11 protein-coding genes are annotated in these 11,911 nt (G+C 38.0%); 7 read left to right on the top strand and 4 right to left on the bottom strand.

Annotated elements, in window-relative coordinates; translation table 11 throughout:
• Together QVB70_RS13325 and QVB70_RS13320 are read right to left on the bottom strand one after the other, a co-directional pair.
• The coding region (locus QVB70_RS13325) for an ROK family protein (protein ID WP_287587125.1) at positions 1 to 506 on the bottom strand (506 nt) is incomplete at its 3' end.
• Between the two features lie 264 nt (positions 507 to 770).
• On the bottom strand, positions 771 to 2,897 hold the full coding sequence (locus QVB70_RS13320; RefSeq protein ID WP_287587123.1) for a hypothetical protein: 2,127 nt from the start codon (positions 2,895 to 2,897) through the stop codon (positions 771 to 773).
• Positions 2,898 to 3,320: 423 nt separating this feature from the next.
• Here QVB70_RS13320 and QVB70_RS13315 point away from each other — a divergent pair, with 423 nt between their 5' ends.
• Positions 3,321 to 3,896, top strand: a complete 576-nt coding sequence (locus QVB70_RS13315) for an ECF transporter S component (protein ID WP_287587121.1) — start codon at positions 3,321 to 3,323, stop codon at positions 3,894 to 3,896.
• Positions 3,896 to 4,828: a hypothetical protein gene (locus QVB70_RS13310; protein ID WP_287587120.1), complete on the top strand. Its 933-nt coding sequence runs from the start codon at positions 3,896 to 3,898 to the stop codon at positions 4,826 to 4,828. Before QVB70_RS13315 ends, QVB70_RS13310 begins: the two co-directional genes overlap by 1 nt.
• A 13-nt stretch (positions 4,829 to 4,841) precedes the next feature.
• On the opposite strand, the gene QVB70_RS13305 is transcribed toward QVB70_RS13310, so the two are convergent.
• Positions 4,842 to 6,122: a hypothetical protein gene (locus QVB70_RS13305; protein WP_287587119.1), complete on the bottom strand. Its 1,281-nt coding sequence runs from the start codon at positions 6,120 to 6,122 to the stop codon at positions 4,842 to 4,844.
• A gap of 170 nt (positions 6,123 to 6,292) precedes the next feature.
• Between QVB70_RS13305 and QVB70_RS13300 the strand changes: the two genes are divergently transcribed.
• Both QVB70_RS13300 and trxA read left to right on the top strand, forming a co-directional pair.
• A complete protein-coding gene (locus QVB70_RS13300) occupies positions 6,293 to 6,430 on the top strand; it encodes a hypothetical protein (RefSeq protein ID WP_287587118.1) in 138 nt (45 codons plus the stop codon).
• 268 nt (positions 6,431 to 6,698) lie between these two features.
• A complete protein-coding gene (gene trxA, locus QVB70_RS13295) occupies positions 6,699 to 7,130 on the top strand; it encodes a thioredoxin (protein ID WP_287587117.1) in 432 nt (143 codons plus the stop codon).
• A 136-nt stretch (positions 7,131 to 7,266) separates the two neighbouring features.
• On the opposite strand, the gene QVB70_RS13290 is transcribed toward trxA, so the two are convergent.
• Positions 7,267 to 7,842, bottom strand: coding sequence for a hypothetical protein (locus tag QVB70_RS13290; RefSeq protein WP_287587116.1), 576 nt, complete (start codon positions 7,840 to 7,842; stop codon positions 7,267 to 7,269).
• A 200-nt stretch (positions 7,843 to 8,042) separates the two neighbouring features.
• Here QVB70_RS13290 and QVB70_RS13285 point away from each other — a divergent pair, with 200 nt between their 5' ends.
• From QVB70_RS13285 to QVB70_RS13275, 3 genes are all read left to right on the top strand, one after another.
• Entirely contained in the window at positions 8,043 to 9,179 is a 1,137-nt protein-coding gene (locus tag QVB70_RS13285; protein WP_287587115.1) for a substrate-binding domain-containing protein, read from the top strand.
• Between the two features lie 2 nt (positions 9,180 to 9,181).
• Complete coding sequence (locus QVB70_RS13280; RefSeq protein WP_287587114.1) at positions 9,182 to 10,879, top strand: iron ABC transporter permease; 1,698 nt, start codon at positions 9,182 to 9,184, stop codon at positions 10,877 to 10,879.
• A 27-nt stretch (positions 10,880 to 10,906) separates the two neighbouring features.
• Positions 10,907 to 11,911: ABC transporter ATP-binding protein (locus QVB70_RS13275; protein WP_287587113.1), on the top strand; the 1,005-nt coding region annotated here is incomplete at its 3' end.

Here is an 11,911-nt window from a genome sequence, read left to right as displayed (position 1 = left end):
GTCCTATGCCCTAATTCTCCAGCTATACCTGTACATCCTTTTATTACACGTCCATCACTGACGATACCTCCACCAATGCCTGTACCAACGAAAATAACAACAAAGTTGTTCACTCCTTTACCGGCTCCATGCATCCATTCTCCCCACATTGCGGCGCGAACGTCATTGGTAACCACTACTGGGATTTCCAAGGCGTTTTCAAGTTCAGATCGTATAGGTACATTACGCCAGCCAAGATTTGTGCCAAAAATGACGGTTCCTGTTGATGGATCTACCTGACCTGCTATTCCAATACCTAAGGCTTCTCCTTTTATCTCTGTATCTATCAAACAGTTCTTTACACAATCTACAATATCATTAATAACGCCCTTTGCTCCTTTTTCTAGATTCGTTGGATGTCGCTCTCTAGATAAAACAAAACCGGTAGCATCGACCAATACCGTTTCAATTTTCGTGCCTCCTAGGTCAACACCATAAGTAAAAGGTTTTTTTGAATTACGAGTCATTTTTTACCCTCCGTAATCACTTTCATATGATAGAGTTTGAGTGCGTCATAGGCTCATTGATTATTCTAATAGGATACACTATGGCAACGTTATAATACCTATAAGGTATATAAGGTAACCTGGAGGCTCAGGTTTTTTAAAATAACCGAATAGGTATTTGTTAAACAATTCCTAAAGTTGCATTATTTCTACTCCATTCAATAAAGCGAAGTAGATAATGAATGCAAAGAAGTCAATGATAAAAAGGTGGAAGCTATTAATAGTTTATTCGGTGTTTTCAGCGTTCTCATCGCTTTCTTTCTTCTCTTCCTCTTCTTCAATTTCGACAACAAGTTCTACGGCTTTCGGTGTCGGTTTAACTCTGGTCTTACCATCTACAGTCTCCATCAACACTAGTCCTTCTGTCTCGAGCTCCATAGATAACCTTCGCACAAGGGCAGGCGGTTCGCCAATAGCTAACCTAATTTCATCAAGCCCAAGACCGCCCCCGCCTTTAATCTCCTCAAGCATGAACAATATTTTATACTTCGGATCGGATTCCAAACGTTCCCTAAAGAGCGTCGCTCTCTGATTTAATGCCTCAAATCTAGCTTTAATTCTTTCATAATCTTTTTCATAGCCTTCGTTAAGTTCTTGGTAATGTCTACTTTCATTTCGTACAAGTTCAACCTCAGTCTGAAGATTCGAGATTAGGGTACGAGGCGCTGATAACTCATCTTCTAATTGAACAATTTTTGTACGTTCATTGGATAATATCTCAGAGAGTTCATTGTACGAACGTTGTTGTTCTTCAACTTTATCATTTAAGGATTCTATACGCGATGACTTGTCTTCTATTTCAGAAGTTAAACTTTTTATTTTGTTTTCTAAATCATCAACTTTTGTAGTCGACTCTAGTGCTACCTTATCTTTTTCCCGTAATTGTTCATGAACTTCTGCTATTTTCTGATTTTGTTGTTGAAGTATTGTTTTATACTTGGCAATTGAGGTTTCATACTGCTCTGTTAGATAACTATTTTGTTTTTTCTGATCCTCTAATTCCTCGTTTTGTTGCTCGATTTGAGATGTCAGTTCTTGAATCTGCGTCTCTTTTTCATTGATATTTGAAGCATATTCTCGAAGATTTTCTTGAAGAGACCCAGTTTCACCTTCTAAACGGAAAATCTCGCCCCTCAGACGCTCAATCTCTGCGTTTAAATCCATTGTCTGAAGTTCTAAGTTTCTATTTATTTCTTTTTGTGATCGAATCTCGTCTTCAAATTCTTTGTTCTGTGATGTTAAAGCTTCTATCTTTTCTGAATTTGACGCAATCTGAGTATCACTTGTGTGTAATTGAGAGTTTAGATCATTGATATGTGATTCCTTTGCGGCTAATTCGTCTTTTAAAGTACTGAGTTCCGTATTAGCAAGATTAAGTTTTGAGGTTAAGTCGTCAATTGTTTTCTTTTGCTCTTCTTCAGCTTTCACGCGCAATAGATCTGCTTCTTTTTTGAGATTCTCCAGCTCACCCTTTAGATTTTCTAACTCGCTATCTTTTTCTTGCTGAATATTTTGTAGACTTTCTAACTCTTCTTCTTTACCAGATAAGACCGTTTGCAATTCCTCAACATTACTTACATGACCCATCATTTGATTTCCGAGGTCTTCGATAGTACTCTCATATTCTTCCTTTGATTTTTCAAGTTCTCGTGTTATTTCATCAAGTTTTTCTTGTTTCTCGTTGACTTCTTCAATTTTTGAGTAATAATTTTGTTCTACTTCTTCAATTTTTTTCTCCCGCTCACTAATAGACGCTTCAAGTTCTTTTATTTTAGCTGCAGAGACCATCTCACCACTTTCGATTTGTTCTGCATATTTTTTATTTTCTGCTTCTAATTGCGTGAGTTTTTCGTCTTTTTCAGCCAATTCTTTTGTGATTTCCTCATTTTTCGAACGTTCTGATCTTACTAATTCATTTAGCTGTTCTATTTCCGCCTCTCTCTCTGCTAATGTGCCTTGTAATACTTCAGCCTTACCCGCCATCTCTTGGGCCATTAAAGCTTGTGATTCAAATGATTCTATTTTCTGAATGATCTCGTTAATATCAGACTCGCCTAACTCTCCACCCACAACACGAACTATATCCTCAATAACCGAGCGGATTCTGCGGCTGGCGTCCACAGAGATGGAACTATATGTTTTCTTAAAATAATCTACCATTGCCGTGTTAATTTCTCGAACGATTTGATTAACATCTGAAACTTCATAATTTCTCTTTGTTGTGACAGAAACAGAATTGAGACGCATCTCTTCTAGCATGTTTGACAATTCAGTTTCTAAAGAACCTTTTTGCTCCTGTAAATGACCAAGGAACTTGACAACGCTGGCCTTGATAATATTCTGACTCGACACTCAAACACCCCTAATTTTCTTTTTTTAGACGTGCAAATGATCATAAAGGTTGACAACATAATATAGATGTTATATTTTTTACATATTTTGTAAAGCATTCTCACTATTTATCATACTTCTTGCTTTTTTAGATTTTATAAGGATACCAAAATCAATTATGATAAAATGAATGGAACTTATGCCTAAAGAAAATACTAATTTTTTCTCTATACTCACGTTTAATGACTGGAACTAAACATCGTCCAATAACAAGCAATTCAGATCCTTGGTGTGATTATTAGATTCAAGATAGTTTTGAAAATATAAAGAATATAAAGATAACATACACAAATACATTCTCTATTGGATAAATACAAAAGGTATAAAGAGTGAACTAGACAAAAACACAAATTATTTGGGGATAAATTTTTGAGAAAAGAAACTGTGACGACTAATATTTATTTTAGTGCATTGAAAACCTCAATGACAGCTATTAATGCGGCTTTGTACGTGGTTTTTGGTGGATTTACAAATCTTGGAATAGTTGTATATGGGGTTAGGTTCTGGCCAGCAGTAATCGTTCCAGCTGTCTTTGCAGTGCTTTTTGGACCACTAGTAGGGGGTTTAGGGGCAGCAATAGGAATTTTTATTGCCGATGTAGTATATGGGCACGGTAATGCACTGCTAAGCATCATTGTTGGTGTCCCCGCCAATTTTATTGCGTTTTGGATAATTGGTTACGCGAAAAGAAAATTTTCATGGAGAAAATACTTTATCCTCGCTTTCGCTGGTTTGGCGGCAGGTAGCGTTTACATAGGGATTAGTCTATGGGCATTCACACAATTCTTCATCTCATACCTGGGCTCAAACTGGGGAATTGTTTTGGGACTTAGTGCTGCATTATGGACATTTGTCAGCGAGATACCCTTCCTAATTTTAGTCGTTCCAATCGTAGTAAAAGCGTGCCATCAGGCATTTCCTGAACTTTTATCAGGTAATTCCGATATTGAGGCCGGCTGATGAAAGCAAAGGCGTTTTCACCTGCAGGCATCAGTAGTTTCTTCAGCGCACAGCTCTGGGACTTGAACGGAGAACTCCTTAAAGACCCCAACTTGATCGGTTCGCGCGGCGGCGGAATTGTCATTAAGAAGGGAGTTATTACTGAACTAGAAGTACTTCCTTCACAAAAAAACAGTACTATCAACGTCTTCATAAACGATAAACTGACACCAAACGCATATACGACAAAAACTGCTATTGAACTTGTTTTAAAAGAAGTAAAGCAGGCGTATGATGTCATTATAAGGCATCAAATCGAAGTTCCTATGAGCGCAGGATACGGAACTAGTGGGGCTGGTGCTCTTTCATCTGTAATGGCACTTAATGATGCGTTAGAATTAGAATTGTCAAAATATGAAGTCGGCAAGATCGCACATATTGCTGAAGTCAAATGTCAAACCGGATTAGGAAGTGTTTCAGGAATATTGAATGGCGGAATAGTTCTAATATTGATCCCTGGTGTTGAGGGACTTTTCAATATAGAGCGAATACCTATGGATCCAAATTTTTCTGGGAAAGTTGTAACAGCATTAGTCTCTCCTATAAAAACACGAGGAGTCATTAAATCGTATGAAAAACTACGAAAAATCAACGAATATGGAGAAATTTCGCTTAAATTGATTAGAGAAAATCCGACTATTGAAAATTTCTTCAAGTCATGTAAAGACTTTGCGATCAATTCCGGCTTAATGTCAGTGCTTATTAAGAAAATGACAGATGTTGCTGTAGAAAATGGAGCACTAGGAGCTACACAAAATATGATCGGTGATGCGCTCCATGCAATTGTAGAACCGGATCTTGTAACTGATGTAGTGAAAGCGCTCGGAAATTACGTAAACAAAGAAGCAATAATAGTATCTGACATTGATCTGAATGGACCAATACTATTGTGAATGTACTGTCTTTTTAAGAATCATTGGTTTCCTTATCTTCGCTCTTCAGAAACGAATTAAACTTCTTTTTTGCACGAGATTTTAGTTGATCTAATGCCGCAACTAATTCTTCTTTTTTTACTTCTGCATCATTTTTAGCTTTTTTTAACATGTCGTCAAGGAAGTGTTTAAGATCTTTCTCCTTGATAAAGGAAACAAGATCATTAACGAGACTTTTTGGTCCTGGTGTCCTTGAAACGTAATTCCTAAATCTTAAAGAGGTAGCAAATAACATCACACATCCAAGAAGAATTATAGCATCGAATAAAATTGAAAATTGATGAAAACTGTAGATTAATACTCTAGTACTTTGACCTGAAGTAATATTATTCACAATAAAGGCATGATAGCCCAAAACTGTGCCTAAGAGCGCAATAACTGAACCGTCTTCCCAAGTTGATTTTTCTTCACCTACTTTTTGTTCATTTGTTGGTGCAAGACGTCTGCAGAGACCCTGAACGGCATATAGAGTTCCAACGGCTATGAAGATGGCGTCTACTGCAAGAGATCCCGTGCCAGCACCAATTCCATTCCAAATACATAACGCTAGGTGGTACACCACAAAAATGAAGAAAAGACCTACAATAGAAGCAAATACGTCATTATTAGATTTTTTGATCCACCAAAAGATCATAACCACGCAAATGCTCCAAGCGACTATTCCTGAAATGCCACTTATGAAATCTGATGAACCATAGCCTATCAAGAAGCCGAACCCAAGAATGAAAAATCCAGCTATACTTAGTATCGCAATAATTTTAATGGGCCATTCAAATAAAATTGCATCTTTTGGTTTCCCAAAACTCACTATCCGACCTGACCAGCCTGCAATGAAATTTCTAACAGCCGAAAATGTTGAAATATTTAGTATCAGAATCCAACCATAGAAACATGCAAATGCAAATGTTTGAAATGGTATTGAAAGAATTTGAAAGATGTAAAGCCCTAAAAGAAGCAATGATAGTAATAGGATAGCTAAGGTTATTCTTATCGTCGTACGCTTGAGTATAAAAGCGACAGCTCCTACAATAACAAAAACTACTGCTGCTACAGTTTCAATATTGATTATAAATTGAAACAGTGGCAAAGTTGTAAGATCAAGAACCGTTAAAATCGTAGAACCAAAAATAGACAGTAGCGATACGGACAGAAAAAACACAAATCGCTTCTCTGATAATGTTGCGAGTCCTCCAAGGACTGCTCGTTTGATGTACCAATAGGTAACACGTTCAATGTACGACAGAAATATCACCATATACAAATTCTTAACAAATCATAGATGCAACAAGAAGAGGAACTTAAACATTATTAAAAGCTTCTAAATTTTGACACACCTTGCGTTATAAAATTCTGCGCACAAAATTCTCGAAAAAAATATAAGACCCCAGTGGAGGGATTACTCAAGAATGCTCGTGAGGTTGAAATATGGCTGATGATGAACCCAAAAAGATGTCTGATGAGTTAAAAAAGGAAATCTTGGACAAAACAAAGACTGAAGATGAAGTAAAAGATATGTTAGAAAAACATCTGGCTGAAAAATCCAAAAAGGAACCTTCTGAATAGACACAGAACAACCATAATGCTGTAATGGGAAGCTAAGGAGACCTTAGTAATTCTCAGTAATTCATTTTCCTTTAAATTTTTTAATATTCTAAATAAGCGCGTACTTTCAATTTAACTTAGTCAGATTGCATGATTTCTTATCTTTTTTATAGTAAACAATGCCATGTGCAAAAGCTTTATAATGAAAATCAGGTGAAAACATTCATCTAACTCATTTAACTGATTACTACATTCGTTTTTGATGGTTTACTTTAAGAAAGACAACATAATGGATCTGTACGCTATGGAAGACGATGAAGAGTTACAAGAACTTCGTAAAAAGAGAATGGCTGAACTAATGAAAACGAAAGGGAGTGTAGATGCGAAAATGACAGGAGATGTAATTAAAGCAGACTCTGGCAATTTTAATGAGATTATTAATTCAAATATGCCTGTTTTAGTGGATTTTTGGGCCAGCTGGTGCCCACCGTGCAAAACTATGGAACCGATTATCGATGCACTAGCAAAGGACTATGCAGGAAAATTTGTTTTTGGTAAACTTAATTGTGATGAGGAACCTGCAATAGCGAGACAATTCTCAGTTTCTGCGATTCCAACTTTTATATTCTTTAAAAACGGATCACCAGTGAAGCAAGCTATTGGTGCGGTCGGAAGAGATCCAATCGAGAAAATAATGAAAAGTCTTTTATCGGGAGATTAACTTCTTAAATAAAAGACAGGTCTCTCCTGAAGATTTCTTCTTTAGGGAGGGTACCATACTTTCTTTTTTTCAACTTCAAAGAAAAAATATAGTTTTTAGATAGATTCCTCTCCGAGTCATAACATTCAATAAAAACCTAATTTACAAATTCAACGCCTTTATCAGCTGTTATCGTAACGATTTGAAACTCTCCACCTGATCCAGCATCCCTCTTACGAGCGGATGTAATTGCTCTTTTGATTAATTCTACGCCTTCGTCGATGCTGAGGTTATCCTTATATTCGCTTTCTAATACTCCATAGGCCATAGGCGAACCGGATCCTGTTGATGCGAATTTCTTCTCCTCAAGAATGCTACCAAGCCCTCCAAGAGTAAATATATGCGCACCTTCTTGATCTACTCCTCCAATTATTAGGGATACATAATATGGCAACATTCGGTTCTGTCCCAATACTTTTGATGTAAGTTTAGCCATTGAACGTACAGTTGGCTGTCTTCTCCAATCCAAAATACATAGTTGTGCCATCGCACGAATTTGATCTACAATCTTCTGGGCGTCAGCTACACCACCTGAAATAGTTATAGCAATATAATCAGTAATTTTGTAGATTTTTGTGGCCGTATTGCTCGCGACAAAGAATCCCATTGTTGCCTGAGATTCTGATCCGATAACAAGACCACCATTACAAACAATAGCCAATGTTGTGGTCAATCTTAAACACCTTTTACTGAAAATTTTTGATTCGATGAATTCTAATTGCACTCTATTAGATTGCAAGTTATAAAACTGTTTTTTATTAAGCAAATGCTTTTTAACAAACAATTACGAAACAATTTTAAATTGCATTGTTGTGAATGTTTGATCGCATAGTTTAGAGTTATAGGTCTGGGGGCATTGAAATTAAAGACCAAATGAGACCAATCAGACGACAAAAAAGACCGTGGACATTAATATTAGTCATATTCTTAATAGGAATTCTAATTGGTGCCCTCATTGGGTATTTCTATGGTCTTGTGGTATCTCAGGTCGGTGGCGAAACCATTAGGCTTGAAATGGTGTATGGTTCTGAAAAGCGCGGTTGGATTGAAGAGGTCGCTCCTTTGTTTGAAGAATGGTGGGAAGAAGAATTCCCTGAGGTGCAAATTGATGTTTTCTTTCGACCACTTGGCTCCCGTGAATCAATGGTCAGTGTGATCACAGGTGGAATAAAACCTACTATTTGGAGCCCAGCGTCTACTGTATGGATTCCATTAGCGAATTTAATGTGGGCTGAAGAGCGAGGTACAAGTGAAACTCTTGTTACCGAATGGGAGACGTTTATTTATTCTCCGATAATAATTGGTACTTGGGAAAATTATGCGAAGACACAAGGAATAACAGGATTCCAAAGCCTTCACGACTTAGCGATACTTCCGGATAGCGAACTTTTATTTGCGCATACAAACCCGCAGTTAAGTAATTCAGGTTTCATGGCGGTCATTCTAGAAGCAGCTGTTGCAGCCTCAAAGAATCCAGCGGAATTGTCATTAGACGACTTAAAAGATGCTTCAGTAAAACAATGGATGACAGAACTTGAAGCAAAAGCTGTTTACTACGGAGAAAGCACAGGTTTTCTCATTGACCAAGCTACTGAAACAGGTCCTAACGGATTAAATGTTTTCGTCGTTTATGAGAACCTAATTATTGAAAAGAATTTAGCTGGAGATCCGCAAGCCGTTTGGAACCAGAATTTGAAAGCCATTTATCCCGAAGAAGGAGTATTACTTTCAGATCATCCTTTTTGTATTCTAAACGCCCCGTGGGTAAGCGATAGGCAAAGATGGGCTGCAGGAGAGTTTTTTAGATTTCTACAATCTGAAGAAATTTTGGAATTGGCACCTGAACATGGGTTTAGATTATTCAGCACGCCTGAAGTGCCATCTGACGTTTTCAACTCACAAAATGGAGTTGAGTCTACCTTGACTATACCTTTGCATTCCTCTCCACAGGGAGAAGTGCTTCTTCGCATTAATGATCTATGGGAAGTCTCTAAAGCAAAAGGAGCTTAAAAATGGCGACCTCTTCGCTCAGTGAAAGAATTAGAACATTGGAACATCGATTGTCGAACCGATGGTGTCGCCTAGGCGCCGAGGGAGTAACACTTGCCTTTTTCTTTGTGATTATCCTAGGTCCAACGATTTTTGTTTTTTCAGCAGTATTTCTTGGTTGGAATGAGGTCGTCACAACAGTTTTCAACGACCCAATAGCTGGCGACATTCGATGGCAGATTATGAGAACAGCATTAATTAGAAGTTTTCAGATTGCGTCCATTGCGACAGTTATTAATATAATAATCGGATTGCCAATGGCCATCCTTATTTCCCGATATAAGTTTAAAGGAAAAGAAATCTTGGATACATTAGTGGATCTGCCAATGGCAGTTCCAACTGCAGCACTTGGCTTTAGCATATTCTTGTTTTGGGGTAGCCGTAGCGGGATTTCGGTGCTTTTAGGCTTAGAAACGGGTCTTTTATCCCGTGGCCCACTTTTGATCATTTTAGCTCATATTGCTTTTACCTACCCATATATCGTCAGATCTCTAAAAGCGGTTATATTAGGAATCGATAAAACCTATGAGGATGCAGCAAAAACCTTGGGTGCTTCGGGATTCACCACGTGGCGAACAATAAGTATGCCTTTAATGAAAGAAGGTCTTATTGCAGGCGCAATTCTTTCATTTACCAGAAGTCTAGGTGAAACAGGTGCCACGTTAATCGTAGCAGGGGTATATGAAACAGCACCGATACTCATAGTTTCCTGGAGAAAGTTATTATTAATTCCAGCAACCGCGTTTCTATCGATGGTACTTGTAACTATTGCAGTTATTATGTTAGTTTTAGTTAGAATCATGGCACGAAAGGTTGGATTTCCAATAGAGAAAGTATGGCCACGCCCTGAACAGTTTTTAAGTGGAATGTGGCAACGAAGGTTTAGAAACTCTTTGACAATAGCAATTTTTTTAGTCATTATTCTTCTGCCTAGCCTCTTTACCTTTCAATATGTGGCATTATGGTGGAGTGGCTCCCCCGCAACTGGACGTTTTGAATCAGGCGTATTTTATCAAGTGTTTTTGGCTCCTGATTTGAAATGGGCATGGTTGTTCATTTCTCTTGTCACCAGCTTACAAGTTGCAACGCTGGCAACGTTAATAAATTTGGGATTTGGGCTACCCATGGCATTTATTTTAGTCCGAAGAAAATGGGGCAAAATTAATGGTATACTTGACGCAATGATTGACATTCCACTTGCAGTTCCATCTTCTGCAATTGGTTTTTCAGCGTTCCTCTTTTGGAGAGGTATGATTAATCCAGGTTTTTGGCTTATTCTAATGGTTCATATAATCTTTACATATCCGTATTTCATCCGTCCTGTTATAGCAGTCATAGAAGGGATCGATCCAGGGTACGAAGAAGTCGCAAGAACGCTCGGCGCATCTGATCTGACGACATTTCGAACAGTCTCCCTGAGATTGACAGGACGTGGCATTCTTGCAGGTGCAATCATGGTATTCACACGATCACTTGGAGAAACCGGCGCTACAATCGTAGTAATGGGTTTATCAAGAACGGTTCCTGTGTATATTGTGGATTTAGTGGAATCTTTGGCTCTTCCTGCAGCAGCTTTCGCATCTATTATTTTGATATGTATCTCTTTGACGCTTTTGTTGATATTACGCTATATTAGCAGGTCAGCAGAAGAATGGAAATGAATTTAGAAAATCATGGAAAGCGTAAAAATGCCAGAGGTAAAATTAAGCAATATCTCAAAACACTATGATAAGGTCATCGCTGTCGATTCAGTTAATTTGACAGTTCGTAATGGAGAATACGTTACCTTACTAGGTCCAAGCGGTTGCGGTAAAACAACGACTTTACGAATCATTGCTGGTCTGACACAACCTACTGAAGGTGAAGTCATTATAGATGGAAAAGACGTAACATTTGCTCCAGCCGGTAACCGCGATATAGGCTTCGTTTTCCAGCATTTTGAGATTTTTCCATTTTGGGACGTGTGGGATAATGTAGGTTATGGTCCTAAATTGAGAGGATTAGACGAAATTGAAATTGAGAAACGCGTTTGGGAGGCATTAGATACTACAAAACTGGCAGATAAGGTTGAAAATTTTCCTGATGAACTGAACACGCCTGAATTGCAACGTGTTGGGGTCGCAAGAGCTTTAGCTACTGGCGCTAAACTTATGCTATTTGATGAAGCTCTAGGGGCTCTAGATCCAAAAGTGAAAGCCATTTTCCAGCACGAACTGCGCAAGATTGTAAAAAAGAACAAATTAACAGCAATTCATGTAACACATGATCAGTTAGAAGCTATGGCCATTGCTGATAGAATAATTGTTATGAGAAAAGGAAGAATCGTTCAGATAGGCGAACCTACAGAACTTTACTACACGCCGAATGACATTTTCGTAGCAAATTTCCTTGGCGAGTCAAATTTTATTGAAGGTGTAGTTTCAAATGTTACTGAAATAGGATCAGAAATACGATTACGCGACGGATCCATACTTAGAACCAATGAAAAGGCAATAAAACGGGGTAAGCGTGTCGTTATAAGCATTCGTCAAGAATTACTGAAAATATATTCTATTGAAAGACTTGGCGCTCTCAATTTCATCCCGGGAAAGATAATTGGGTATAGATTTCTAGGAGATAGGCACTCATATGAAGTAAAACTGGATGCAGGGGAGACAATAGGGGTAAAGGAATTTGCTCGTGCTCCACCGTCC

Source organism: Candidatus Borrarchaeum sp., from assembly GCF_019058535.1.
Lineage (GTDB): Archaea > Asgardarchaeota > Sifarchaeia > Borrarchaeales > Borrarchaeaceae > Borrarchaeum > Borrarchaeum weybense.
The sequence above is the reverse complement of the archived record's forward strand: the minus strand, read 5'-3'. Positions and strand labels throughout refer to the sequence as shown.